At 71.8% G+C, this 25,135-nt stretch carries 23 protein-coding genes; 10 read left to right on the top strand and 13 right to left on the bottom strand.

Annotated elements, in window-relative coordinates:
• Positions 1 to 98: 98 nt before the first annotated feature.
• The gene (locus G7072_RS18165) at positions 99 to 563 is read left to right on the top strand and encodes a hypothetical protein (protein ID WP_166088887.1); all 465 of its coding nucleotides are present in this window, start codon (positions 99 to 101) and stop codon (positions 561 to 563) included.
• Positions 564 to 1,526: 963 nt separating this feature from the next.
• On the opposite strand, the gene G7072_RS18160 is transcribed toward G7072_RS18165, so the two are convergent.
• Positions 1,527 to 2,690, bottom strand: coding sequence for a ThiF family adenylyltransferase (locus G7072_RS18160; RefSeq protein WP_346766209.1), 1,164 nt, complete (start codon positions 2,688 to 2,690; stop codon positions 1,527 to 1,529).
• Positions 2,665 to 2,925, bottom strand: a complete 261-nt coding sequence (locus tag G7072_RS18155; protein ID WP_166088882.1) for a multiubiquitin domain-containing protein — start codon at positions 2,923 to 2,925, stop codon at positions 2,665 to 2,667. Before G7072_RS18155 ends, G7072_RS18160 begins: the two co-directional genes overlap by 26 nt.
• A 229-nt stretch (positions 2,926 to 3,154) precedes the next feature.
• On the opposite strand from G7072_RS18155, the gene G7072_RS18150 reads away from it, so the two are divergent.
• The 8 genes from G7072_RS18150 to G7072_RS18115 all read left to right on the top strand — a co-directional run bounded on the left by G7072_RS18150 (position 3,155) and on the right by G7072_RS18115 (position 15,024).
• A complete protein-coding gene (locus G7072_RS18150; RefSeq protein ID WP_166088880.1) occupies positions 3,155 to 4,285 on the top strand; it encodes an XRE family transcriptional regulator in 1,131 nt (376 codons plus the stop codon).
• Positions 4,282 to 4,827 (top strand): hypothetical protein, encoded by a 546-nt coding sequence (locus G7072_RS18145; protein WP_166088878.1) that lies wholly within the window; start codon positions 4,282 to 4,284, stop codon positions 4,825 to 4,827. The genes G7072_RS18150 and G7072_RS18145 overlap by 4 nt, the downstream gene beginning before the upstream one ends.
• Positions 4,828 to 5,288: 461 nt before the next feature.
• A complete protein-coding gene (locus G7072_RS18140; protein ID WP_166088876.1) occupies positions 5,289 to 10,847 on the top strand; it encodes a carboxyl transferase domain-containing protein in 5,559 nt (1,852 codons plus the stop codon).
• Between the two features lie 350 nt (positions 10,848 to 11,197).
• The gene (locus G7072_RS18135) at positions 11,198 to 12,049 is read left to right on the top strand and encodes a lipoate--protein ligase family protein (protein ID WP_166088874.1); all 852 of its coding nucleotides are present in this window, start codon (positions 11,198 to 11,200) and stop codon (positions 12,047 to 12,049) included.
• Positions 12,050 to 12,112: 63 nt separating this feature from the next.
• Positions 12,113 to 13,753, top strand: coding sequence for an MFS transporter (locus G7072_RS18130; protein ID WP_166088871.1), 1,641 nt, complete (start codon positions 12,113 to 12,115; stop codon positions 13,751 to 13,753).
• Between the two features lie 142 nt (positions 13,754 to 13,895).
• Complete coding sequence (locus G7072_RS18125; RefSeq protein WP_166088869.1) at positions 13,896 to 14,273, top strand: hypothetical protein; 378 nt, start codon at positions 13,896 to 13,898, stop codon at positions 14,271 to 14,273.
• The gene (locus G7072_RS18120) at positions 14,270 to 14,710 is read left to right on the top strand and encodes a phage holin family protein (RefSeq protein ID WP_240917038.1); all 441 of its coding nucleotides are present in this window, start codon (positions 14,270 to 14,272) and stop codon (positions 14,708 to 14,710) included. The genes G7072_RS18125 and G7072_RS18120 overlap by 4 nt, the downstream gene beginning before the upstream one ends.
• Positions 14,707 to 15,024, top strand: a complete 318-nt coding sequence (locus tag G7072_RS18115; protein WP_166088867.1) for a DUF3618 domain-containing protein — start codon at positions 14,707 to 14,709, stop codon at positions 15,022 to 15,024. Before G7072_RS18120 ends, G7072_RS18115 begins: the two co-directional genes overlap by 4 nt.
• A 183-nt stretch (positions 15,025 to 15,207) precedes the next feature.
• On the opposite strand, the gene G7072_RS18110 is transcribed toward G7072_RS18115, so the two are convergent.
• The 8 genes from G7072_RS18110 to G7072_RS18075 all read right to left on the bottom strand — a co-directional run bounded on the left by G7072_RS18110 (position 15,208) and on the right by G7072_RS18075 (position 22,960).
• Positions 15,208 to 17,277, bottom strand: coding sequence for a cytochrome c oxidase assembly protein (locus tag G7072_RS18110; RefSeq protein ID WP_166088865.1), 2,070 nt, complete (start codon positions 17,275 to 17,277; stop codon positions 15,208 to 15,210).
• Complete coding sequence (locus tag G7072_RS18105; protein ID WP_166088862.1) at positions 17,274 to 17,894, bottom strand: copper resistance CopC family protein; 621 nt, start codon at positions 17,892 to 17,894, stop codon at positions 17,274 to 17,276. The genes G7072_RS18110 and G7072_RS18105 overlap by 4 nt, the downstream gene beginning before the upstream one ends.
• Positions 17,891 to 18,508, bottom strand: coding sequence for a vitamin K epoxide reductase family protein (locus tag G7072_RS18100; protein ID WP_166088860.1), 618 nt, complete (start codon positions 18,506 to 18,508; stop codon positions 17,891 to 17,893). The genes G7072_RS18105 and G7072_RS18100 overlap by 4 nt, the downstream gene beginning before the upstream one ends.
• Positions 18,505 to 19,284 carry a thioredoxin domain-containing protein gene (locus G7072_RS18095; RefSeq protein WP_166088858.1) on the bottom strand — a complete coding sequence of 260 codons (780 nt, stop codon included), beginning with the start codon at positions 19,282 to 19,284 and terminating at the stop codon, positions 18,505 to 18,507. Before G7072_RS18095 ends, G7072_RS18100 begins: the two co-directional genes overlap by 4 nt.
• Before the next feature lie 104 nt (positions 19,285 to 19,388).
• A complete protein-coding gene (locus tag G7072_RS18090) occupies positions 19,389 to 19,985 on the bottom strand; it encodes a hypothetical protein (RefSeq protein ID WP_166088856.1) in 597 nt (198 codons plus the stop codon).
• A 185-nt stretch (positions 19,986 to 20,170) separates the two neighbouring features.
• Positions 20,171 to 20,518 carry a hypothetical protein gene (locus G7072_RS18085; protein ID WP_166088854.1) on the bottom strand — a complete coding sequence of 116 codons (348 nt, stop codon included), beginning with the start codon at positions 20,516 to 20,518 and terminating at the stop codon, positions 20,171 to 20,173.
• 43 nt (positions 20,519 to 20,561) lie between these two features.
• Entirely contained in the window at positions 20,562 to 21,212 is a 651-nt protein-coding gene (locus G7072_RS18080; RefSeq protein ID WP_166088852.1) for a response regulator transcription factor, read from the bottom strand.
• Positions 21,209 to 22,960 (bottom strand): histidine kinase, encoded by a 1,752-nt coding sequence (locus G7072_RS18075; protein WP_166088850.1) that lies wholly within the window; start codon positions 22,958 to 22,960, stop codon positions 21,209 to 21,211. Before G7072_RS18075 ends, G7072_RS18080 begins: the two co-directional genes overlap by 4 nt.
• Before the next feature lie 87 nt (positions 22,961 to 23,047).
• On the opposite strand from G7072_RS18075, the gene G7072_RS18070 reads away from it, so the two are divergent.
• Positions 23,048 to 23,467: a hypothetical protein gene (locus tag G7072_RS18070; protein WP_166088848.1), complete on the top strand. Its 420-nt coding sequence runs from the start codon at positions 23,048 to 23,050 to the stop codon at positions 23,465 to 23,467.
• 82 nt (positions 23,468 to 23,549) lie between these two features.
• On the opposite strand, the gene G7072_RS18065 is transcribed toward G7072_RS18070, so the two are convergent.
• Genes G7072_RS18065 through G7072_RS18055 form a run of 3 tightly spaced genes read right to left on the bottom strand, consistent with a single transcriptional unit; the run spans position 23,550 to position 25,044 of the window.
• Entirely contained in the window at positions 23,550 to 24,164 is a 615-nt protein-coding gene (locus tag G7072_RS18065) for a TIGR03086 family metal-binding protein (RefSeq protein ID WP_166088845.1), read from the bottom strand.
• Entirely contained in the window at positions 24,164 to 24,667 is a 504-nt protein-coding gene (locus G7072_RS18060; protein ID WP_166088843.1) for an SRPBCC domain-containing protein, read from the bottom strand. Before G7072_RS18060 ends, G7072_RS18065 begins: the two co-directional genes overlap by 1 nt.
• On the bottom strand, positions 24,664 to 25,044 hold the full coding sequence (locus tag G7072_RS18055) for a metalloregulator ArsR/SmtB family transcription factor (protein ID WP_166088841.1): 381 nt from the start codon (positions 25,042 to 25,044) through the stop codon (positions 24,664 to 24,666). Before G7072_RS18055 ends, G7072_RS18060 begins: the two co-directional genes overlap by 4 nt.
• Positions 25,045 to 25,135 lie beyond the last annotated feature (91 nt).

Genomic DNA, 25,135 nt, shown 5'->3' with positions numbered 1-25,135 from the left:
GGCTGAGCACTGCACGCCCTGGGCGCGAACGCGGCGTTATCTCGCGCAATCATGCGCTTAGGAAGACGCTGTCCCCGGCCCGTGGCAAAGTCCGCCCCATGGACCCGCAATGGATTGGAACGGTCAGCACATTGGCGGGCGTGCTGGTAGCCGGGGGACTAGGACTGGTTCGGGACGTCCGTGCCGAGAGGAGACAACTTGCGCGCGACGAGTCTCAACGACGCCACGAGATAGACGAGGCACGTTTCGAGAGCCGACGGGACGCCTACGTCGGTTTCGCTGCCGCGTGCCAGACGGCGATCAACGAGACGGACCAATATGACTTCGACCATCAGGGCGAGCTGCCTGGAGATCACGGCCATGAAGGGCCGCTGAAGCGGGTCATCGGCGCCCTCGACTTGGTACTCATCATTGGGCCGAAGGAAGCCGCAGATGCTGCTCTCGAGGCCTCGAAGCACCTACATGGCTGGGCCTTCACTTCAGGGTCGCGGCAGCAAGCAGTTGATGCGGTTGACGAGTTCCAGGCTCTCGCGAGACGTCTCCTTAAGTTGGACCCTGCCTGAAGGCTGGCGCGAGCGCCTAGCGGCGGAATGGGCTAGGTCGGACGGCTCCCGATTAGCGCAGCTGGTCGACCAGATATCGAAGCGGGACGCGAAATAGCGACTGCGGGCGCCGCTTCCCCAGCCGGCACCCGCAGTCGTCGAGCTAAGTCACCCGTTCTCGGTAACTGTGGTCGAGGGAGAACGCTGCGCGTGCCCCTTCGTCACGTACCGGCCGCTGATGGCGGAGCGGTACGCCTTGCCGGTGCTCTTGTTGCCTCCGGACTCGGCGACGGTCGTACGCGGACTCCGCGTCGCCGTTCCCTTGGTGACGTAGCGCCCGGTCCTCGCGGATCGGTACGCCTTACCTGAACTGCGGCCTCTGGCCACGGTGGGTCCTCCTGACCCTCACGCAGAAGGTCCGCCGAGTAGTCTCCTCGCTGCTACGACGTGGCGGCTCTTCGACTGGCTTCTGCTGGTTGGAGAGCCTCACTTCTGTGGGGCCCTGGCGACTGGCCGTTATAGCCACCCGACATCTCTGTGAAGTGCTGAACCGACGGTCATATCCGTATTCTTCGCCTCTTCCACGTAACTAGGCACGATGGCGCCGCGCGATGCGCCTCCACCAGCTGCTCGGCGCCTGCCGGTTCGCGGGCCGGTGATCTTCTACAGCGCGTCGATCGACGGCACGTGCTCGCGCCACCTGCTTGGAGTCAAGATTCGGGTGCCACTCCACCTGTCCCCGAGTGATGAAGTAGTGAGAGTTACAGGGCAATCCAGTCGCTGCGACAGAAGGTCGCAGCGAGACCTCACCGTCGAAGACGACTCGATAGCGTGCTGGCGAGAGCTTGGTGACAACCTCACGGCCGCACCCACAGGCGCAGATATGTCCGGCCGTAGAGTAGGGAATGGATGCGTATAGGACGCCGGGCTCCATCGGTGAGGGAAAGGACTCGACGAATTCGACGGTGTATTGCTCGGTACGCGTCACTGCGTGTCCCCGTTTCGCAGCTCGTTGAGGTAGAGCTTGTAGATCGTCTGGTTCGACGTCTCGTGGCTCGCATAAAAGCCGAGGTAGCGCTTCCAGCGGATGACCGCCAGCGCCGCATTGAGTGCGTTTAGTTCTGCAATTTGCACGTTGCTGCTGTAGTCGTCCTGTCCCGGTGGAACGGCTGGCGCTGTCGGCAGGGATCTGTCGTCACCGGGTAGGTACGCCTCTACCTTCGCGATGCCCGTGAGCCCACCTTCCCCTTCGCGGAAACTCATCCCGACATCGATGAAGGGCACCCCCCGGTCTCGGAGCCATCGCATGATCACTGGTCTTGCCTCTGCATCCGCTGCTGCGACAAACACAAAGGTGGCACCCTCGAGCAGGCTCAGGTTGTCGGCGGTGAGCGCGACGGGGTGGGCGCTGATGCCGGTGTGCATCCGCGAGTACTCGCTGGCGAAGTATTCGGCCTTGTTCGGTTCGGTCAGGACGACCTGCTCTGCCGCTGCGCCAGGGGCGCGGTAGGCGTTGTGGTGCTCGAACCTGTCTCCATCGATGAGGATGATGCGGTCCACCCAGGTCTTGGCGAGGTGGTCCAGGATGTAGCTGCCCGTGCCGCCTACGCCCACGATGGCAACTGTGTGCCCGCGAAAGAGGCCACTCAGGTTCGTCAGACCGACACGGGCTGTACTCGAGTCGGAGTACACCAGCGGCAGATCGTCTGGAACGACCTGGAGAGACCCGCCGGGAGTAGCGGTAGCAGACGCGTCGACCTGGCGCGCTGCGCTGAGCAAGATAGAAGAGTACTGCTTGATCTTCTCGAAGAGGTTGGCGTAGGCGCCGCTCGGGGGTTTGAAGGACAGCATGTAATCGGCCGTCTCGCCGTTCCCGAACCCGTGCGCCTGCCCGCCTGTGGCAAGGGGTGCACCCTTGTCATCGCAGGGCTCCTCGCCGGCGAACCAGATCCGATGGTCGGTTGCATCAGCCACCATGCCTCCCGCGTAGGTAACGGGCAGAACAAGCCGGCCGTCGGCTCGGAGGCCAGAGGGTGTGGCGTATGGAAGCCGACGTACGACGAGGTGCCCACCTGAGAGCACCATGTCGTAGCCGTCGGCCACCAGACGGGCGACCTGTTCGTCAGGAGCGGTTGGCGGGCTCGACATCGAAGACCATTCCGTCCTTGACCGGTACGTCCTTCCCCGGACGCAGCGAGTGATCTGGACCTTCCCCTCGGCTGTACTCCACCAAGGTGCCGGCCGGGTCGTACGGCTGGCCCGGGAAGGCGAGCTCTACGACCTGCTCGTAGGTGATCTTCTTCTCCGTCCATTCATGTCGCTTGGTGTTGACGACGATCGTGGCGAGTTTCGTGGTGCCGGTCGTTGCTTGCGTTGCAGTCATGCGGTTTCTCCGATCCATGGACCCGCCCAGGGGGGAACACCTCTCCAGCGAAGGGGGAGTGGGGGGGGTTTGCGGTTTTCGCAAGCATAGCATCCCCTCGTGGGTCGCAAATCGCAACGCGCTCCTACTAAGCGGGCTGAGGTGAGGGATCGGGCCGCGCACACCTCCAGTACCTCCGCGGTCCCGGCGTTTCGCTTGCCAGAATCGCAAGCAGGGCGCACAATGACGCGTGCCCTCAGTCATGCTCGAAGACAGAGTCCGTGAGTTGATCGCTCGCTCTGGCCATACGCAAGAGACGTTTGGCGCGGCGATCGGCCTCGACAGTTCCAAGTTGTCGAAGGCGCTGAATGGCCGGCGTCGATTCACCTCGCTCGAACTCGCGCGCATCGCCGAGACGTGCGATGTGACCGTGGACTGGCTTCTGTCTGGCGAGGAGGGGCCGGCCGTCGCTGCGCGGGTTTCCGCGCACGGGTCCGCAATCAGCCTTGCGGTGGGCGAAGCATCGAACCTCGCTGAGTCGCGCGACAACGTGCTGCACCTCGGCGGAGCTCATGACTGGCCAAAACCGCCGACACCACAGAGCCACCTCTGGATCGAACAGGGAGCAGAGCTTGCAGAGTTCGCCATATCTCATCTAGGCGTGCCGCACGTGCTCGACACGTCTGAAACCTTTGCGACCGCCATCGAACGAGCGTTTGGCATCGACGTGCGTGTGATGGAACTGGACGGTGGTTGCGACGGACTGGCGCTTTCGACGAGAGGCGGCGCGAGGGTGCTGCTCGTCGCCGCAACCGAGAATCCCACGCGCCAGCGCTTCACGATGGCGCACGAGTTGTCTCATCTCTTGTGCGGTGACGATCAGGGCCTCCATATCGACGAGAACGTCATGGCCGGATCACGCGGCGAATCCTCAGAAGTCAGGGCAAACGCTTTCGCGGCAGCACTGCTCATGCCCGAGTCCGCCCTAGCGGACCGCTTCGACCAGCCCGTCGTGACCGAGCGGGTATTTGCTGAGGCAGTCATGGACCTCAAGGTGTCGCCGAGTTCCCTCGCCTGGCGCCTCTTTAACTTGAAGGTTCTGTCCTCGGAGCGACGCGCACAGTTGGGAGCGATGCGAACCGTCGACTGTGCCGCCGTTGCCGAGCGGATGAATGAGTACGCAAGGTGGGTCGAAGCAAGTAGTCAGCCCCGCATCCCGGTACGCCTCGTACAGGACCTATTCCAGGCCTACGTCGAAGGAAAGACGACTCTTCGACCGCTCGCTAACCTGTTGCACGTACCGGTTGAGGTGCTGCGGAGCGCAGTTGAATCTGCGCCTCAGCCGTCTGGAGCGGATGAGGCGGACGACTTTGCGCCGTGAGCACATACCTGTTCCCTGACAACACAGTGCTGTGCAACTTCGTATGCGTCGGTCAGTTGCCGTTGCTGGCGAAGCTACTGGACGGCAACGGCCGGTGGGTAGAGGCTGTCGCGTACGAGTGTGATAAGTCGGCGACTATCTATCCTGGCCTCAAGTCCATCGCTGATGAGGGATTGCTGAGCGACCCGGTAGAAATCAGCGACGAAGTCGAGCAACTACAGGTAGAAGGCATCCGCAGGGCTGTCTTCGGCGGCACGGCAGCACTGGCCACCCAGCACCTCGGGGAGGCTCAGACAATCCACGTAATCTCGCGCTGGTCTGACTACGCGGGCTCGACCTGGATCAGTGATGATCAGGAATCGCTGCGAGTGGCGCGACACCAGGGGATACGCGTTCGAGAGACGCAGCACCTCGTCGCCGAAGCCGTTCAATGGGGGTTCGTTAGAACACCAGCGGACGGTTTCGCCATGCTGGAACAGATGGTCGCGGAAGGACGAAGCCCGGCGTTGCCTCGGACCGCAGCAGACTTGTTGACGATGTAGCCCGACATCGCCGGCGTCATTGGGTTGTGACCGGGCGTCAAGCAACCACCTCCGTCTATCTGGGCGAAAGGAGACGCCCTGATCTAACCGTCGATTCGTTTGTGCCGCGGGCCTGTGAATCGCACTCGCCCAAGAGCGCCTCCTCGACCCAGTCGCCCGCGTTGACAACGAAGTCCACGCTCTCCAGGGCGCCCCACACCTGCGTCGGCAGGTCCCGTGCCAGCCGGGGTACGTGCGTGTCCGCCACCCACAGCCGTGTCGCCATACACCGCGGACCCGGCGGACGTCGTGCCGGCACATCGGCTCTTGCCGCGCGAGGACGATCCCGACACCTGCAAACGACAGCGTTTGGAGGGTTCCTACAAGAGACGCCCCCGTTCCGATTGGTGACTCGCCCGTAACCCACGACCCGTGACAGCCTCCGAAGACGGCACCTCCCCGAGCCGCCGCAGGAGAGACACGTGTTCAAGCGCATCGCCATCGTCAACCGCGGTGAAGCCGCCATGCGGCTGATCCACGCCGTACGCGACCTCAACGCCGAGGGCGGGCAGCAGATCCGCACGATCGCCCTCCACGTCGACGAGGAACGCACGGCGATGTTCGCCCGCGAGGCCGACGAGGCCCACGCGCTCGGCCCGGCCGCGAGCCGGCCCTACCTCGACCACGCCGCCCTCGAGCGCGCCCTGGTCGCCACGAAGGCCGACGCCGTCTGGGTCGGCTGGGGCTTCGTCGCCGAGGACCCCAACTTCGCCGACCTCTGCGAGCGGCTCGGCATCACCTTCATCGGCCCCAGCGGCGAGGCCATGCGCAAGCTCGGCGACAAGATCGGCTCCAAGCTGATCGCCGAGGAGGTCGGCGTACCGGTCGCGCCCTGGTCGCGCGGCGGGGTCGAGACTCTCGAGCAGGCCCTCGAGGCCGCGCAGTCCATCGGCTACCCCCTCATGCTCAAGGCCACCGCCGGTGGCGGCGGGCGCGGCATCCGCAAGGTCGAGTCCGCGGCCGAGCTCGAGGACGCCTACCAGCGCACCCGCGACGAGGCCGAGCGCGCCTTCGGCAGCGGCATCGTCTTCCTCGAGCGGCTGGTCACCGGCGCCCGCCACGTCGAGGTCCAGGTCATCGCCGACGGCCAGGGCACCGCGTGGGCCGTCGGCGTACGCGACTGCACCGTGCAGCGACGCAACCAGAAGGTCATCGAGGAGTCCGCCTCCCCGCTGCTCGACGACAGCCAGACCGACGAGCTCAAGGCCTCGGCCGAGCGGCTCGCGATCGCCGTCGACTACCGCGGCGCCGGAACTGTCGAGTTCCTCTACCACCCGGGCGAGAAAACCTTCGCCTTCCTCGAGGTCAACACCCGCCTCCAGGTCGAGCACCCCATCACCGAGCTCACCACCGACCTCGACCTCGTCAAGGCCCAGATCCACGTGTCGTCCGGCGGCCGCCTCGAGGGCGAGAAGCCCGTCGAGAAGGGCCACGCCGTCGAGGCGCGGCTCAACGCCGAGGACCCCGACCGCGACTTCTCGCCGTCCCCGGGCCGCATCGCCCTGCTCGAGCTGCCCGCCGGCCCCGGCATCCGCGTCGACACCGGCGTCAGCGAGGGCGACACCATCCCCTCGGAGTTCGACTCGATGATCGCCAAGATCATCGCCTACGGCCGCACCCGCGACGAGGCGCTCGCCCGCCTGCGCCGCGCCATGGCCGAGACCACCGTCGTCATCGAGGGCGGCGCCACCAACAAGAGCTTCGTCCTCGACCTGCTCGACCAGCCCGAGGTCGTCGACGGCGGTCCCTCGGGCACCGACTGGGCCGACACCGCCTGGATCGACCGCGCCCGCGAGGCCGGCCGCCTCGTCTCCCACAAGCACTCCGGCATCGCGCTCGTCGCCGCCGGCATCGAGGCCTACGAGGACGAGGCCCAGCTCGAGATCACCCGCCTGCTCGAGAGCGCCCACGGCGGCCGCCCGCAGGTCCAGCACCGCGTCGGCCACCCGGTCGACTTCAAGCTGCGCGGTACGCCGTACAAGGTGGCGGTCCTGCAGACCGGGCCCCACCGCTTCCGGGTCGGCGTGGCCTCCGGCGACGTCGAGCAGGTCGTCGTGGCCGAGCTCGAGCGACGTAGCGAGTTCCACGCGCGGCTGCTGATCGAGGGGGTCTCGACGAGCTCGACCACCGGAAGCTCGACCAGCGTGTACCGCCTCGTCACCGCCACCCACGAGCCGGTCCACCTCATCGAGGTCGACGGCGTCGCCCACCGCGTCACGCGCGACGAGGGCGGCGTGCTGCGCTCCCCCGCCCCGGCGCTCGTCGTCGGCTCCCCCGTCGCGGTCGACGACGTCGTGCCGGCCGGAGCGCCCGTCCTCGTGCTCGAGTCGATGAAGATGGAGACCGTGCTGCGCGCGCCCTTCGAGGCGAAGGTGCGCGAGCTCATGGTCATGACCGGCAGCCAGGTCGAGACCGGCGCACCGCTGGCGCGGCTCGAGCCCGTCGGCGACCCCGCCGAGGCCGGCGCCGCCGCAGTGACCGGGCCCGAGCTCGACCTGCCCGCGGAGCCCACCGACGCCCCGGCCGCCGTGCGCGCCGCCCGCGCTCGCGCGGACCTGACCGCGCAGCTGCTCGGCTTCGACGTCGACCCGCAGACGCCCGGCCTCGCGCTGAACGACTACCTCGCCGCCCGCGAGGAGCTCAAGGCCGACGGCGTCGACGTGGTGCGTGACGAGCTGGAGCTGCTCGCGCTGTTCGCCGACTTCGCCGAGCTCAGCCGCAACCGCCCCGCCGGCGAGGAGCTGCACACCGAGCTGCGCATCCACAGCTCGCGCGAGCACTTCCACACCTACCTGCAGAGCCTCGACGCCGACCGCGGCGCGCTGCCGCAGGAGTTCCGCGACCGGCTCGCCCGCGTGCTCGCGCGCTACGGCGTCACCGAGGCCGAGCGCACGTCGGCGCTCGAGGAGGCCGTCTTCCGCGTCTTCCTCGCCCAGTCGCGCTCCACCTCCGACGTGCACCTCGCGACCTCACTGCTGCAGCGCTGGATCGCCGAGCCGCCGCCGGCCGACGACATCGCCGGGCCCGCCCGCGAGACCCTCGAGCGGCTCGTGCGCGCCACCCAGCTGCGCTTCCCCGTGGTCGGCGACCTCGCGCGCAGCGTGCGGTTCCGCTGGTTCGACCAGCCACTCGTTGACGCCGAGCGCACCAGCGTGCTCGCCGAGGTCCGCGACCAGGTAGCCGCGCTCGCCGCCGACCCGGGCATGGCCGACCGCGCCGAGCGCATCGAGACGCTGACCAACATCCCCGAGCCGATCGTGCGCTTCCTCGCCGAGCGGCTCGCGGACGGCGTACCGGCGCACGAGCCGATGCTCGAGGTGCTCGTGCGCCGCCACTACCGCGAGTACGACCTCACCGGCCTCGAGTCGCGCCAGCGGGGCGGGCGGCCGTTCGCGGTGGCCGACTACACGCTCGACGACCGGCCGACCCGGCTGGTCTCCACGCTCGGCACCTTCGCCGAGCTCTCCGACGACTCCGGCTCGTTGGCGACCGCGCTGGGTGAGGAGCTCGCCGAGCGAGCTGCCGGTCAGCACGGGGTCGTCGACCTCTACCTGCACTGGCCGGAGGCGCCGGAGTCCGCGGACGAGGCGGCCGCCGAGCTGGCGGGTGTCGTCGGCGCGCTGCCGTTCGCCAGCGACGTACGTCGTGTCGCGGTCGCGGTGAGTGCCGGGGACGACCGTCCCGTCGGCTACTACACCTACCGGCCGTCGCCCGAGGGCGGCGTCTTCGAGGACGACCTGGTGCGCGGCGTGCACCCGATGGTCGGCCGCCGGCTGAACCTGTGGCGGCTGCGCCACTTCGACGTCACGCGCGTCGAGGCTCCCGAGGACGTGCTGCTCTACGAGTGCGTCGCGAAGGAGAACCCGCAGGACCGGCGACTCGTCGCGCTGGCGCAGGTGCGCCAGCTCGCCGTCGTGCGCGACGACGACGGCAACGTCACCGGCATGCCCCACGCCGAGCGGGCCGTCGAGAACTGCCTTGAGGCTATTCGGCGCACGCGCAGCTCGCGTGGCGCCGCCGGCAGCAAGCTCGACAACAACCACGTCTGGGTGCAGGTGTGGCCGCTGGTCGAGGCCGACCCCGAGCAGCTGACCGCGCTGCAGGGCAAGATCACGCCGCTGACCGACGGCACCGGCATCGCCGAGGTGCTGGCCCAGGGCCGGGTGGCCTCGCCCGACGGCCCGGTGCCGCTGGCGATCCGTTTCCACGCCCAGCCCGGCGCCGGGGTGACGGCGTCCTTCGAGGAGCCGCCGACCGAGCCGCTGGCGCCGCTGGACGAATACGCCTCCAAGGTCGTGCGCGCCCGGCGTCGCGGGCTGGTCTACCCCTACGAGCTCGAGGGCGTGCTGGCCGGGCCGAACGGGTCGCTGGTCGAGCACGACCTCGACGACAAGGGCGACCTCGTGCCGGTGGACCGGCCCCGCGGGCTCAACAAGGCGGGCATCCTCGTCGCCGTCGTGACCACGCCGACCGCGCTGCACCCCGAGGGCGTGACGCGGGTCGTGCTGTGCGGCGACCCGACCAAGGCGCTCGGCGCCGTGTCGGAGCCGGAGTGCGCGCGGGTCATCGCCGCCATCGACCTCGCCGAGCGGATGGGCGTGCCCGTCGAGTGGTTCGCTCTGTCGGCCGGTGCCCGGATCTCGATGGACTCCGGCACCGAGAACATGGACTGGGTGGCGGCCGCGCTGAAGCGGATCATCACGTTCACCCAGGCCGGCGGCGAGATCAACGTCGTGGTGGCGGGCATCAACGTGGGCGCGCAGCCCTACTGGAACGCCGAGGCCACGATGCTCATGCACACCAAGGGCATTCTTGTCATGACACCAGATAGCGCCATGGTGCTCACCGGCAAGCAGTCGCTGGACTTCTCCGGTGGCGTCTCGGCCGAGGACAACTACGGCATCGGCGGCTACGACCGCGTCATGGGCCCGAACGGCCAGGCGCAGTACTGGGCGCCCGACCTCGCCGGCGCGTTCGGCGTGCTGATGGCCCACTACGACCACACGTACGTCGTACCGGGTGAGGCACGGCCGCGTCAGGCCGAGACGAGCGACCCGGTCGACCGCGACGTGTCGCCGTTCCCGCACACGCACCCCGACAGCGACTTCACCACCGTCGGGGAGATCTTCTCGAGCGAGACGAACCCAGACCGCAAGCGGGCCTTCGACATCCGCACCGTGATGCGCGCCGTCGCCGACCAGGACCATCCGACGCTCGAGCGCTGGGCCGGCATGGCCGACGCCGACACCGCGGTGGTGCAGGACGCGCACCTCGGCGGGCACCCGGTGGCCCTGCTCGGCATCGAGTCGCGGCCGGTGCCGCGGCGCGGGTTCCCTCCCACCGACGGGCCCGACACCTACACGGCGGGGACGCTCTTCCCGCGGTCGTCGAAGAAGGCGGCGCGCGCGATCAACGCGGCCAGCGGCAACCGTCCGCTCGTGGTGCTGGCGAACCTGTCGGGCTTCGACGGGTCGCCGGACTCGATGCGCAACCTCCAGCTGGAGTACGGCGCTGAGATCGGGCGCGCGATCGTGAACTTCGAGGGGCCGATCGCGTTCGTGGTGATCTCGCGCTACCACGGTGGCGCGTTCGTGGTGTTCTCCAAGGCGCTGAACCCGAACATGACGGTGCTGGCGCTCGAGGGCTCCTACGCGTCGGTGATCGGCGGCGCGCCGGCGGCGGCCGTGGTCTTCGCCGGCGAGGTCGCCAAGCGGGTCTCCGCCGACGCCCGGATCGCCGACCTGGAGGCCCGGATCGCCGAGGCGTCCGGGACCGAGAAGGGACGCCTCGTGGTGGAGCTGGCTGAGCTGCGGGCCGCCGTACGCCCGGAGAAGATCGGTGAGGTGGCCGCCGAGTTCGACGGCGTCCACGACATCCACCGGGCCGTCCGGGTCGGGTCGGTCGACGAGGTCATCACCGCGGCCCAGCTGCGGCCGCGGCTCGTGCAGGCCGTCGAGGAGGGCCTCGCCAAGCTCAGCTGAGACGAGCCGACGGGCAGGCAGGTCGGCCCAGGAACGGACCAGATCGGGCTGCTCGGGTCACGAGCTTCCCCGCCCGTCGGCACGCCCGTCGAGGTCTCTCGACTGCCGGAGCCGTCGGACGTGCAGCTCGGCTAGGAACGGGCCAGATCACGGGGCTGAGAGGCGAACTGCACGTCCGACGGACCCCTCCGGGCACGAGGACCCACTGCGACGGTGAGCGCGAGCCCGGCCAGCAGAGGCGGGACGCCGGATGTGACGTCTCGGTCGTACACACGTGACGCTTCGGCGAGACACAGGCGACGCTTCGGCGGGACATACGCGACGCTTCGGCGGGGCGGGAGGATGGGGGCATGCGGCTGATGCGGGGTCCCCTGGCGGGTGGGGTCGGAGCGGACGGCGTCGGGGCGGGTGGGGTGGAGGCGGGGCTGGAGCTGGCGGTGGCGCGGGCGATGCTCAACCAGGCCAAGGCGGGGGGCCTCGACGAGGCGGTCCGGGTCTACCGGCCGCGTTCGCCGACCGTCGCGTTCGGGCGCCGCGACACCCGGCTGCCGGGCTTCCCGGCGGCGGTGGCGGCGGCCCGGGCGGCCGGGTTCGAGCCCGTCGTCCGCGCGGTCGGCGGCCGAGCGGTCGCCTACACCGACGCCGCGCTGGTGGTCGACCACGTCCGGGCGGAGGTCGGCGCGATCGGCGGGCAGGACGAGCGGTTCGAGGAGTTCGGTCAGCGCTTCGTCACGCTGTTCCGGGGGTACGGCGTCGACGCCCGCCTCGGCGCCGTCCCGGGCGAGTACTGTCCTGGCGCGCACAGCATCAACGCCCACGGCACCCGCAAGCTCGTCGGCACCGCCCAGCGCATGACGCCCGGCGCCTGGCTGTTCAGCTCGCTGCTCGTCGTCGGCGACACCGACCGCCTCCGCCCGGTGCTCGCCGAGGTCTACCGCTGCCTCGACCAGGACTTCGACACCGCCTCGGTCGGCGCGCTCGCCGAGGAGCTGCCCGGCCTCGACGTCGCGGCGATCGAGGAGGCCGTCGTCGCGGCCTTCGCCCCGGTTGGTGAGAGCGACGCCTCGGGCCCGCGCAGCCTGGACAGCCGACCCGCCGTACCACCCGGGTCGAGCCCCGACGCCGTCCCACCGGACCTTCTCGCCGCGGCCCGTGACCTGCTCGACCAGCACCGCGTGGATCCGCCGACCAGGCCTGTCTGATTCGCCCCGGATCAGGTCGTACGCCCCTGACCACCCGGGCCCCTGCCGTGTGAGCATCGAGCGGTGAAGCGGGGGTCCGGTCTGATGCGCAACCCGGCGCTCGTCCGGTCCCTCGGATCGTTCGGCTTCGCCTTCACCGCCGAGTGGGCGTTCACCGTCGCGATCGGTCTCGTGGCGTTCGCCGACGGCGGCGCGGTCGCGGTCGGCGTCGTCGGTCTGCTGCGCCTCCTGCCGGCCGCGCTCCTCGCCCCCCTCATCACGGCGTACGCCGACCGGTTGCCGCGTGAGCGCGTCCTCATCGCCTCCAGCGCGGTGCGGGGACTCACCACCCTCGCCGCCGCCCCGGTGCTGCTCGCCGACGGCCCGACCGTGCTCGTCTACGTGCTGGCGATCGCCTCGACCATCGCGTTCACCCCATTCCGCGCGGGCCACTCGGCCCTCATGCCGTCGCTGTGCCGCACCCCCGACGAGCTGACCTCGGTCAACGTCGTCCGCGGCGGCCTCGACTCCTTCAGCGTCATCGTCGGCCCGCTCGTGGCCGCGCTGCTGGTCGGGATCGGCGACGTCGCCGCCGTGTTCGTCTTCGCCGGCGTCTGCGCGCTGGTCTCGGCCGCGCTCCTGCTCGCCCTCGACTACGAGCGCATCCCGGTTCCCCCGGCCCAGCGCCGCCTGGTCACCGAGATCCGCGAGGGCTGGACGGCGGTCGCCTCCGACCGCGGCGTCACGGTCGTGGTGTCGCTGGTCGTGCTCCAGGCCGCCATCCGCGGGGCCTTCTCGGTGTTCGTCATCGTGGTCGCCATCGACCTGCTCGGTCGGCCCGAGTCGAGCGTCGGCGTCATCCAGGGCCTGGTCGGCGTCGGGGCCCTCGCCGGCAGCCTGGCGTGCGTGATGCTCGTCGGCAGCCGGGCCATGACCCGGTGGCTGGGGATCGCGGTCGTGCTGTGGGGTGCGCCCCTGGCGATCATGGGGGTGCTGCCGTCGTACCCCGTCGCGCTGCTCGCCGCCGCCGTCATCGGGATCGGCAACAGCCTCGTCGACGTCACCGCCTTCACGCTGCTGGCCCGCATGGTGCCGAACGACGTGATGGCGCGCGTCTTCGGCGTCCTCGAGAGCGCCGGCGCGCTCGCCGTCGGTGTCGGCTCGCTGACCGCCCCGCTGGCCATCGAGCTGCTGGGCACCGAGGCCGCCCTGGTCCTCGTCGGCCTCGTCGCGCCCGCCGTGTGCCTCCTGGCGTGGCGCAGCCTCACGCGGATCGACCGCTCGGTGTCGACCCGCACCGACGAGCTGGGCGTGCTGCGGCAGGTGCCGATGCTGCGGCCGCTGCCGGTGCCCGTCCTCGAGCAGCTGGGTCGCGGGCTCGGGCGGGTCACGCTCAGCCCCGGCGAGGTGCTCTTCGAGGCCGGGGCCCCCGGCGACAGCTTCTACGTGGTCGAGCAGGGCGCGGTCGAGATCCTCGACGGCGAGCGGCTGGTGCGCACCATGGGCGCGGGCGAGGGCTTCGGCGAGATCGCCCTGCTGGGCCCCACGACCCGCACCATGACGGTCCGCGCGGAGGGCCCGACCGAGCTGTACTCGATCAGCAGCCCGGCCTTCGTCGCCGCCGTCGCGAGCGCCAGCGGAGCGCAGTCGGCCGCCGAGGAGGCGCGGTGGACCTACCTGGCGCACGCCCCCGGGCGGGCCGCGGAGGGTCGCGACCCCGTCTGACCGCGGCCGGCACCCGATTGAGCGGTGCCGCACGGGGTACGGGACAGGTGACGTGCGCTGAGCGCCCTCACGGGCTGCTCCGCGCCGGTCCTACTCGGAGGACGGCCGACTCGGCTGGCCACACAACACGTTGGAGGCTCACATGAGCAGAATTGTCACGCTGACCGCAGGCGCCATCGGCTTCGTCCTCGGCTCACGCGCCGGGCGCGGCCCGTACGAGAAGCTGTCGGCCAAGGCCGGCGAGGTACGCCGCGACCCGCGCGTGCAGGAGAAGGTCGCCCAGGCCCAGGACGTCGCCCAGGACAAGGCCAAGACCGCCGCCTCGACCGTGCAGGAGAAGGTGAGCGACAAGGTCAGCGAGGTCCGCTCCAGCAGCGACTCGTCGGACTCGTCGGGCTCCGCCTCGTCGACCGGCAACGCTTCTGCGGCGCCCGCCGGTGCCGACAACGGTGACGCCGGCACGCCGCTGAGCGAGACCGTCGGCCAGGCGGGCCCCGGCCCCCAGGGGAACCTCCCGTGACCGGAGCGTCCCCGGCGGGCGGCACCACGACGGTCACCACCACCGACCCGGCCGACCCGTCACAGCTCAGCACCGCGCAGCTCGTCTCGCGCATGACCGAGCAGACCTCCACCCTTGTGCGCTCCGAGATGGAGCTGGCCAAGGCGGAGATCCAGCAGACCGTCAAGGACGTCGGTCGCGGTGCGGGGCTCTTCGGCGCCTCGGGCGTGCTCGCCCTGTACGGCGGCGGCGCCCTGGTGGCGACCGTCATCCTCGGGCTGAGCACGTTCCTCGACGGCTGGTTGGCGGCCCTGATCGTCACGGTCGTGCTCTTCGCGATCGCCGGCGTGGCCGCGCTGGCCGGCAAGAAGAAGGTCCAGCAGGCGGCCCCGCCCGTCGAGGCCACCAAGCGCAACGTCGCCCGCGACATCGCGGCCGTGAAGGAGGCGCGCTCATGACCGAGTCGTCCAGCAGCACCGGCACCCCGGCCGGCGGCACCGCGTCCGCCAACGGGCAGCCCGACAACCGCACGGTCGACGAGATCGAGCGTGACCTCGAGCGGACGCGTAAGCAGCTCGGCGCCACCGTCGAGGCGCTCGGCGCCAAGCTCGACGTCAAGTCGCGCACCAAGGGCTGGGCCGAGGAGAAGAAGACCGCGACCCAGCGGACCGCCCGTCAGGTCTCCGACCAGCACGGACGGGAGCTGGCCTTCGGCGTCGGCGCCCTCGTCGCCGGCCTCGTCGTCCTGGCGGTCTGGCGCTCGCGCCGCTGAGAGCAACGCAGCCGGCCCCGGGAGTCCACCCGATCTGCCGCTTGCGCGGCTGACACCACCGAACCGGTCCCGGGAGTCCTCCCGGGGCCGGTTCGTCAGGTCCGCGCCCGGATCGCCGGCGCTGGACCGGCGTCAGCGGGGAACCGGGAGGTCACCAGGTGACACGCGGATTCCCCGTCGAGGTCAGTCCGGGCGCTCAGCCGGCTCGGCGCGCTGCCCCCTGGGCCCCGCGTCCCCGGCGTCCCGGCCCGCGATGGCCGCCAGCCGCTCGTTGTAGGCGCGCAGCTCGGCGTCGTCGTCACGGTCGGCGCGGGCGTCCGCACGGGCGGCACGCGTGCGGTCCTGGCGGAACCACTGGAACAGCACCACGATCACGACCATCACGATCGGGACCTCACCGAGGCCCCAGGCGATCGAGCCGCCGAGGTACTGGTCGGCCGACAGGTCCGAGGCCCACGGCCGGTCCAGCAGCGCGTAGAACTCGCCCCCGACCGGCGGCTCGGTGTTCATCATCGCGATCGAGAAGAACGCGTGGAACGGCATCACCACGATGAGCAGCCCGAGCCGCGCGAGGTGTGGCAGCCGGCGCGGGATCGGGGCATCGCCGATGAGCACCTCGAAGAAGAGGTAGCCGGTCAGCAGGAAGTGGACCTCCATCAGGGCGTGCCCGAGGTGGTTCATCATCAGCGCCCCGAACAGCCCGGAGAAGTAGACGCCGTACAGGCTCACGACGAAGAGCAGCGAGGCGACCAGCGGGTGCGCCCAGAACGCGACGAAGCGTGAGCGCAGCAGCGCAGCGAGCATCTGGCGCGGGCCGACCCCGCCGGGCACGTCCGGCCCGGGCAGCGCGCGCAGGGCGAGCGTGACCGGGGCGCCCACCACGAGCAGGATCGGCGCGAGCATCGACAGCGCCATGTGGGCGGTCATGTGGGCGCTGAACGCGACGTGCGAGTAGACGCCGAGACCGCCGATCGTCACGTAGCCGACGGTCGCCAGACCGGCGAACCACGCCACCGTGCGGCCCACCGGCCAGCGGTCGCCGCGCTGCCGCAGCCGCAGCAGCCCGCGCAGGTAGAGCGCCGCGCCGAGCCCGACCACGACCAGCCCGACCCCGGACGGGGTGAACGACCACAGCAGCCGTCCGAGCGTCGGCGCCGGCGGCAGCGGCCCGCCGAGCAGGCTCTCGGCCGCGCTCGTGTAGGGCTCGCCGACCGGGGTGGGTGTGCGCGACAGCGCGACCCCGAGGCCGATGGCGGCCGAGAGGACGGCGACCTCGAGGGCCAGGAGCCGGGCCAGCACCCCGCGCCCGGTCGCCTCGGAGGACGCGCGTACGCCGCTCCGCAGCCGGGCCGCGACCAGACCGACGGCCACGAGCACGAGGACCTTGGCGACGACGCCGGCGCCGTACCCGGTGGTGACCAGCGCTGACCACGAGCCCAGCCGGACGGCGGCGTTGAGCGCGCCCGACAGCCCGACGAGCGCGAAGCACCAGGCGGCGAGCGGGGAGAAGCGTCGGGCCGCGAGCGCGCGGCGCTCGTCGTCGGAGCCGAGGTGCCAGGCCAGCGCGACGACGCCGCCCATCCAGATCACCACGCCCCAGACGTGCACGAGCATGCTGACGACGGCGGTGTCGTGGCTGCCGGAGGAGGCGGCGTGCCCGGTGAGCACGGCAGGGACGACGGCCGCCAGCGCGAGGCCGAGCACGGCGCCGACCTCGCGGGCCTTGAGGGCCCACCGGCTCGCCACCGCCACGGTGGTGACCAGCAGCAGCTGCACGAAGAGCGCCAGCCCGAGGTCGGACTGCCCGATGACCTGCCCCACGAGGTCGGGGGTGAGCTGCCAGACCGGCACGGCGAACTGGTCGGAGACGGTCAGCACGATCACAGCCGCCGTCACGACGACCCACGCCAGCGCCAGCCGGCGCACCGTCCACAAAGCCTTGAACGCCCGCCCGCGGACCTCCTCGTCGGGGCGTCGCATCGTCAGCAGCGGCACCAGCAACGAGCCCACGACGAGCACGGCGAGCAGCTGGTCGAGCAGGCCGGCCAGCGGCAGCCCGAGCGTGGTCACCCGGCCGGGATCGGGCAGGCCGACGGGCGCTGCGGCCGGTACGCCGCCCGCGAGCGCGAGCAGCACGCCGCCGGCCACCAGCGCGGGCAGGAGCACGAGCAGCGCCAGACGGCTGCCGGTCAGCCCGCGCGCGGGGGTGTCGCGGGTGTTCGCCGCCGGCTCCGTGGTGGTGGGCGGGGTCACGGGCTCGCCCGCCCTCGCGCCATCCACAGCAACCCGCCCGCCACGAGGACCAGGAAACCACCCAGCACGTAGTGGGAGCCGTGCGAAGCCCAGAACCCCTCGGACGCGGGCTCGGCGGCCGCCGCCTCGGCGGCGGGCTCCGAGCCGCTCCCGCCTGCGGCGTCGCCGGCCGACGGCTCCGCAGCCGGCTCGCTCGGGCCGGTCGAGGGGTCCGCGGCGGACCCGGACGGCGGGGCCACCGTGAAGGAGATCTCGCCGGTGACCGGGTGGCCGTCGACCGAGACGACGCGGTAGGCCACCGTGACCTCGCCGGACACCCCGCCGGACACCCCGTCGGCGGCGAGCGGCTGCAAGACGGTGGCGCCGTCGACCTCCGGGTCGCCGGAGGCCAGCTGCGTCCCGCCGGACGTGCGCACCACGACGTACGCCGGGCTCGAGACCTCCTCGGTGAAGGTCAGCATGACCCGGCCCGGCAGCTGCTCGAGGCGGGCGCCGTCGCGCGGGTCGCTGGAGACCAGCGCGGCGTGCGCGGCGGCCGGGCCGGTGCCGACCGGCAGCAGGCCGAGGACGAGGAGGGCGAGCGCGAGCGCCCGCAGCCCTCGGGACACGGTGCTCACAGCAGGGTCCTCCAGTAGCTCCAGAAGCGGACGAGGGCGAGCACGACGACGGTGAGGTACCACGCTGCCACGAGCAGGTAGCGCACCGACCACAGGCGCTCGGCGGCGCGGGACGGCCGGATCGTGCGCCACGCGGTGAGCACGGACCACACCATGATCGGGATCGTCACCGCCCACACCACCAGGCACCAGGGGCACAGCGCGCCGATGCGGTAGAGGCTCTGGAACGCCAGCCAGTGCACGAAACCGGCGCCGGCCAGGGACCCCAGGGCCAGCCCGGCGAGCACCCCGCGGGCCGGGCGGAACCCGGTGGCCAGCAGCACGCCGACCGTGACGACGACCCCGAAGCCGACCAGGCCGAGGAGCGGGTTGGGGAACCCGAACGCCTCCGCCTGGTCGGTGCGCATCACCGAGCCGCACGACAGCACCGGGTTGAGGTCGCAGCCGGGCACGAAGTCGGGGTCCTGCAGCAGGCGGATCTTGTCGACGGTCAGCGCGAAGGCGGCGGCCAGGCCGATCGCCCCCAGGACCGCCAGGCCGCGCCCGAGGGGCCGGAGGTCAGCGGCCCGGTCGTCGACCGGCACGGGGGTGACCGGCGTGCTCGTGGTTGTCACGAGGCGTCCTGCAGCGCGGCGTCGACGGTGGCCTCGAGGGCGGTGGTGTCCTCCAGCTCCTCGCCGTCCACGTAGACGGTGGGCGTGCCGTCGACCCCGTCGTCACCGGCCTGCGTCGTGGTCGAGGCGACCCAGTCGGCGTAGGTGCCGTCGTCGACGCAGGTGCGTACGGCGTCCTCGTCCGCGCCGGCGGCCTCGGCCAGACGCACCAGCTGGTCGTCGCTGAGACCCGCCCCGCCCTCCGGCGGTTGCTGCTCGAAGAGGCTGCGGTGGAAGCGCGACCACACGTCGCCGCCCTCGGCCATCACGCAGGCGGACGCGTTGAGGGACCGGCTGGAGTAGTCGGTGGACGACGCCCGGTCCAGGAACGCGATGCCGCGGTAGGCGACCTGGACCTCGTCACCCTCGACGTAGGAGCGCAGCAGGTCGCCGTTGGCGGCCTCGAAGGCGCGGCACGCGGGGCACTGGAAGTCCTCGACGACCTGCACCGTCACGGCGGCCTCGGGGTTGCCGAGGACCAGGGCGCCCTGGTCGTCGACCTCCGGGGGCACGGCGGACGGCTCGGCGCCGTCCTGGGCCCGCAGGACCGCGATCGTCACGGCCAGCACCACCACGACGACCAGCGCGGCCGCGCCGACCTGGATCATCACGGTGCGGCGACGGGCCTGGGCCTGCTGGGCCCTCATCATCTCGGCGGCCCGACGGGCGGCCTCCGAGCGCTGCGGGTCGGCGGCTCTCTTCTTCTTGCTGCTCGCGTTCTTGTTCGTGCTGCTCACTCAGGTCTCCTCACGACTTGGGCGCGCCCGTGATCCGGGCGCACGGGATATCCGCCGGCGCACCGGCGGCGGGGACGCGGGTGCCGGTCGCGGGTGAGGGGAGCTCAGCGGACCGGCAGGGCGCCCGTCGGCGGGCCGCGCAGGACGCGCGTGAGGAGGAGACGGGCCGACGTGAGTGGCGGCGGGGCCGCGGTGCGGACCGGGGCGGGTCGGTTCGGGACGGGGAGCGGGGTGACGTCGACGACCGGGCGGGGCAGGAGTGCGGCGGTGACCCGGACGGCCGCCTGCACGAGCGCTTGGTCGAGACCCACGGCCACCGTGGTCGCGGCGAAGGCGACCAGCAGGTGGGCGGCGAGCATGAGCGCGGTGTGCTCGGGTCCGGCCGAAGTGGCGGCCGGGGTGTTCGCGGGCAGGGCGGCGGCCGGAGCGGCGCCGACCATGAAGACGAGGTGCCAGACGCCCTGGGTCGCCAGCATGAGGGCGGCGACGCGGAGCGGGTCGGCGGGCGCGGCAGCCCGCTCGGGCGAGCGGGGCGACGTACGGGAGGGGGCGAGGAGAAGCGGGCCGAGGGCGAGCGCGAGGGCGAGCGCGACCAGCCCGGCGGTCGGGGTGACCTCGCCGCCGGAGACGGTGTGGGCGACCCAGGCGCCGGCGCCGGCTACGGCGCCGCTGAGCACGCCACGTGCGGCGCTGCCCCTCATGCCTGCTCCCTCGACGGTCCGTGCGGCTGTCCCGGCCAGTCTAGGTCGGGGCACCCGCACGCTCGAACGGGCAGCTCAGGGCTCGGCAAGGGGCGCGGGAGCCGGATCCGGGGAGAGCTGCCCGTCCGGGCGAGCGCCGCGTCACGCGTGGCGGCACGAGCCACCGCGGACGGAGCCCGCGCGGCTCAGTCGGCCGCGGAGAAGACCAGCGCGACGTGGGTCGGGGCGTCGGGGTCGTCACCCAGCACGGCGACCCGGGTCAGGCCGGGGGTGACGCCGGCGGCGTCGTACTCCTTGTTCCAGACGTCGCGCAGCGACAGCAGTCCCTCGGCCTCGATGACGAACTCGCCCAGCGGCTGGAGGCCGCCCGCGGCGACCGGGGTCAGCTCGACCGTGACCGGGCCCTCGCCCACGGCGAAGGCGACGCAGTCGTGGGTGGCGGTGGCGCTGGCTCCGCCGAAGGAGCGCGGCGGCGTGAAGTCCTCGCGGCCCACCAGCATCAGGACGTCGTTGCGGGTCTCGATCAGGGTCACGCGGTCATCCTGTCCCCCACCTCCGACACGGCCTGCGGCGGCCTCACTCCCCGGGGCGCACCAGCCCGTGCTCGTAGGCCAGGACCACCGCCTGCACGCGGTCGCGCACCCCGAGCTTGGCCAGCACCCGGGCGACGTGGGTCTTGACGGTCTGCAGGCTCACGAAGAGCTCGCCCGCGATCTCGGCGTTGGAGCGGCCACGGGCCACGAGCTGGAGCACCTCGGCCTCGCGCTCGGTGAGCTGGTCGTAGCCGGCGGGGCCGCCCTGGCGCCCGGGACGGGTGAACTCCTCGATCAGACGGCGGGTGATGCGGGGCGAGAGCAGCTCCTCGCCGCGCGCGACGGCGCGCACCGCGGAGGCGAGCTGGTCGCCGGGGGTGTCCTTGAGCAGGAAGCCGCTGGCGCCGGCCAGCAGCGAGTCGTAGACCAGCGGCGAGCGGTCGAACGTCGTCAGCATCACCACGCGGGTCGCGCTCGTCGTCGCGGTGATCCGCCGGGTCGCCTCGATCCCGTCGACGCCGGGCATCCGGATGTCCATGAGGACCACGTCGGGCGTCAGCGCGTGGACCTGCTCGACCGCGGCGGCGCCGTCGGCCGCCTCGCCGACCACCTCGAGGTCGGGCTCGGCCGACAGGATCATGCGCAGGCCGGTGCGCACCAGCTCCTGGTCGTCGACCAGCAGGATCGAGGTCACGGCGTCTCCTCCGGGATGCGGGCACGGACGCTGAACCCGCCGTCGGCGCGCGGGCCCCACTCGAGCCGCCCGCCTCCGCCGACGACGGTGTCGCGCAGGCCGGTCAGCCCACGACCGGCTCCGGTCACGACCGGGAGGCCACCGCGCCCGTCGTCGGCCACCTCCACCTCGAGCGCCGGGCCGACACGGCGCACGTGGACGTGGGCCGACGCCCCGGGGGCGTGCCGGGCGACGTTGACGACCGCTTCCCTGACGACGCGGAAGGCGAGGCCTGCGGCCGGGCCTGCTGGGTGGTCGGGCTCGCCGACCTCGCTGCCCACCTCGCTGTCGACCTCGAGGTCGACGCCCATGCGTCGCCCGACCGCGGCGATGCGTGAGCCCTCGAGCGGGTTCGCGCCGGTCTCGATGGCGTCCAGGCCGTCGCGGAGCTCGGCCAGGCCCGTGCCGGCGGCGTCGACGATCGTCCGCAGCGCCGGTCCGGGGTCGGACCCTGCCCGCTGGTGACCGGCCGCTTGCAGGCACACCACCGTCATCGCGTGCGCGACGGTGTCGTGCAACCGGCTCGCGAGCGCCTGGCGCTCCTCGGCACGGGCGAGGCGTACGGCGGCGCCGGCTCGGACCTCGAGCTCACCCACCACCACCTCGGTGCGCCGCAGCCGTTCCTGCCACCCGGCCGTGACCCGGCCGACGGCCACCGCCCCGACGGTCAGCACCACGACGATCCAGGCGGCGTCACCGGAGTCGGCGTCGTCGTCGAGGCCGGCCACCGTGTCCATGACCACCGACCCCGCGAGCGCGAGCGCCCAGCCCGCGACCCACCACCACCGTCGGCACCAGGCGCCGACGCTGTAGAAGACGACGAGCAGCAGGGCGACCCCGGTCACGGTCGCCGGCAACGGGGTCAGCCAGGCGCTCATCAGCACGCCGGCGAGGCTGAAGGCGACCACCGCGAGGAGCGGGCGGGAGCGACGTACGACGAGGGGGGCGGCCACGACCGCGGCTGCGACCGCGTTGAGCCAGAGCGGGCCGCGAGCGGCCGGGGCGACGGCACACTCGACTGCGAGGGCCGCTCCGAGACCCGCGGCGAGAGCCACGTCCCAGACGCCGACGCCCGGGGCGGCACCTTCTGAGGCGTCCGCGGCGGCCCCCTGGTCCTCCGACGCGGGCGGCGACTCGGTGCTGAGGGCGCCCAGCGCGCCGCGGAGCTGGTCGAGCACCCCGCGCGCCTCGCCCTCGATCACGGGCAGGACGCCGTTGTCGGGGGTCCTCTGCGCGCCCTCGGCGAGGACCGCGATGGCGGCGATGCGCTCGGCGAGGCGGGCGTGCACCTCCTGCTCGACACGGACCTGCTCCTCCACCCGGGCCGCGCGGACCTCGACCTCCTGCTGGGCGGTCAGGTCCGCCTGGAGCCGCTCGAGGCGCGCGACCTGGGCGGCCCGCAGCGACACCGCCGCGCCCGCGGCCGCGGGACCGCCGACGATCGCGAGGAAGAACACCAGGTCGTCGACCGGGTGGTAGGTCGCCCCGTGCAGCTGGTTGGCCAGCACCAGAGCGCCCACGGCGCCGACGCACCCGGCGGCGGCCGCCTCCCGAGGCAGCCAGGCGCCGGCCGCGTAGCCACCGGCGATGGCGAGCAGGACCAGCAGCGGCCCGTCGAGGTACCAGTCCTGGTCGAGCGCGACCGCGAGCAGCGGCAACGCTCCGGCCAGGACCAGGAGCGCGGCGCCGGCGAGCGTGCGACGGGACATCCTGGAAGCGTAGGGAAGGAGGACGTCGTCCGACATCACTCCCGCGAGTGATGCGTCGAGGCCAGCGCTGCGTCGACTGTTGTCGCCATGACATCAACTCGTGTTTCCTTCATCGCAGCATCTGCCGCAGCGGCCCTCTGGGCCCTCAAGGGTCTGGCCATCGGGTCAGCCGGAGGACTGGGCGAGAGCCCGTTCGAGGGGCCGTTCTTCCTCACCGGGCTGGCCTCGTTCGTCATCGCCTCCGTGGCGCTGGGCGTCGCGGTTCTCCCTCGCCGCGCGGTGCCTGTCCGCGCGCTGGCCGGGCTGGGGGTCGTGGTGGCCGGCTTCGCTGTCGCCGCCGGCATCGACACGCTCGTGAGCAGCATCGTGCCGCCCGACGCCGACCGCCACTGGGCCTACACCGAGGTCAACCTGTGGGTGGTGGCGGCGGCCCTCCTGGCCATCACGCTGCGGCTGCACCGGGCCGGGTCGGACCGCGTCCCCGCCGCTGCCGTGCCGGTTGCCTGACCGGGGGCCGACGGGCAGGCAGTTGGCGCGCATCGGCCCGGAAACGGCCCCGATGTCGGCGAGCTGCCTGCCGTCCGGACCGTCAGGGCGTCCAGGCCGGGTCGCGACCGACGAAGGCCATGAGCCGGTCGGTCGCGTCGGCGCCGGGACCTGGCTCGACCTTGGGGCCGTACTGGCCGGAGGCCCGCAGCATCTCGTCCAGCGGCTGCATCCCGGCGAGCAGCTCGGTGGCGTGGTCGGCGTCGAGGCGGTCGGGCTGGCCGGTCGCGCGGGCCAGGTCCCAGGAGTGCATGAAGACGTCGGTCGTGTAGAGCCGGTCGATCATCTGCGTCAGCGACATCTCCGGGAAGTGCGGGCTGGTGACCGGGCGCTCCCGGCTGGCGGGGTCGTCGAGGAGGGCCTGGACGGCCGCCGCGTGGGCCTCCCACTCAGCCACCACGGGGTGCACATTCCGTTCAAAAGAACGGTCAGAACCCCCGTCCCCGTTCTCATCGCGGGTTCTGACCGTTCTTGTGAACGGAATGTCGACCGACGCGAGGAGGCCGGGCAGCCAGGTGGTGAGGTGCTCCACGACGTCGCGGGCGGTCCAGCCCTCGACGGGCGCGGGGGCGTCCCAGGTCGTCGTACCGCGGACCAGGTCGCTGAAGCGGCCCGCGACCTCCCGGTGGCGGGCCGCCTCGTCGGTGGGGAGGGCCATCAGGCGAGCGCGCCGGCGGCGGCGAGGTCGTCGAGCTTGGCGTAGCCGTCGTTGACGCCGACCTCCATGCCGCTGCGCAGCCAGCCGTCGCGGCCCTCGAAGCTGTCGCAGAGGGACATCGCGTGCAGGCGGGTGCGGCCGTCACCGAGCTCCTCGAAGGTCAGCGTCTCCAGCGAGACACCCTCGGGCATGCCCTCCCAGGTGAACGTCTGGACGAGGCGGTCGCCGACCTCGTGGAAGCAGCCGCGGAACGAGTACTCCTCCGGTCCCTCGTCTCCCTGGCGGATGTTGGTGAAGCGGAAGCTGCCGCCGGAGCGGGCGTCCCAGTGGTCGATGCGGGTCTCGAGGTCGCGAGGGCCGATCCACTGCGCGAAGATCTCGGGGTCGGTGTGGGCCCGGATCAGCTGCGCCTTCGTCGCGCGGAACTCGCGCGTGATGTGGATGGCCGGCACGGTGGGGTCGGCCTCGATGGTGGCCTGGGGGTGGGTCGCGAGGTTGCTCATGACGCTGTTCCTTCCATGGTGTGCGGGGTCTCGGGGGTCTCGGGTCTGAGGGTGCAGTCGGCATCCATCCGGGCCAGGACGTCGTCGAGGCGGCGGTAGCGCTCCTCGGCCTGCTGGCGGTAGCGCTCGATCCACTTCGTCATCAGGTCGAACACCTCCGCCTCCAGGTGCACCGGGCGCCGCTGCTGCTCGCGCGTCCGGCTCACGAGCCCGGCGTCCTCGAGGACCTTGAGGTGCTTCGAGACCGCCTGCAGGCTCACGTCGTACGGCGCCGCGAGCTCGGTGACCGTGGCGTCGGCGTCGGTGAGCCGGGCGACCATGTCGCGCCGGGTGGGGTCGGCGAGCGCCGCGAACACCCGGGAGAGCTGGTCGACCATGACACCGTCCTCAACTATCTGGTTGAACAACCATGCTCCCGCCTCGGACTCTTTGTCAACCCTTCGGTTGAACAAGCCGCAAACGGGGTCG

The organism is Nocardioides sp. HDW12B (genome assembly GCF_011299595.1).
Taxonomy (GTDB): domain Bacteria; phylum Actinomycetota; class Actinomycetes; order Propionibacteriales; family Nocardioidaceae; genus Marmoricola_A.
The sequence above is the reverse complement of the archived record's forward strand: the minus strand, read 5'-3'. Positions and strand labels throughout refer to the sequence as shown.

Coding starts and splice junctions, on each gene's coding strand:
- G7072_RS18160 (WP_346766209.1), bottom strand. CDS start 2,690: ATGTCGAGCCCGCCAACCGCTCCTGACGAACAGGTCGCCCGTCTGGTG.
- G7072_RS18060 (WP_166088843.1), bottom strand. CDS start 24,667: ATGAGCAACCTCGCGACCCACCCCCAGGCCACCATCGAGGCCGACCCC.
- G7072_RS18125 (WP_166088869.1), top strand. CDS start 13,896: ATGAGCAGAATTGTCACGCTGACCGCAGGCGCCATCGGCTTCGTCCTC.
- G7072_RS18090 (WP_166088856.1), bottom strand. CDS start 19,985: ATGAGGGGCAGCGCCGCACGTGGCGTGCTCAGCGGCGCCGTAGCCGGC.
- G7072_RS18135 (WP_166088874.1), top strand. CDS start 11,198: ATGCGGCTGATGCGGGGTCCCCTGGCGGGTGGGGTCGGAGCGGACGGC.
- G7072_RS18165 (WP_166088887.1), top strand. CDS start 99: ATGGACCCGCAATGGATTGGAACGGTCAGCACATTGGCGGGCGTGCTG.
- G7072_RS18070 (WP_166088848.1), top strand. CDS start 23,048: ATGACATCAACTCGTGTTTCCTTCATCGCAGCATCTGCCGCAGCGGCC.
- G7072_RS18075 (WP_166088850.1), bottom strand. CDS start 22,960: ATGTCCCGTCGCACGCTCGCCGGCGCCGCGCTCCTGGTCCTGGCCGGA.
- G7072_RS18065 (WP_166088845.1), bottom strand. CDS start 24,164: ATGGCCCTCCCCACCGACGAGGCGGCCCGCCACCGGGAGGTCGCGGGC.
- G7072_RS18155 (WP_166088882.1), bottom strand. CDS start 2,925: ATGACTGCAACGCAAGCAACGACCGGCACCACGAAACTCGCCACGATC.
- G7072_RS18115 (WP_166088867.1), top strand. CDS start 14,707: ATGACCGAGTCGTCCAGCAGCACCGGCACCCCGGCCGGCGGCACCGCG.
- G7072_RS18055 (WP_166088841.1), bottom strand. CDS start 25,044: ATGGTCGACCAGCTCTCCCGGGTGTTCGCGGCGCTCGCCGACCCCACC.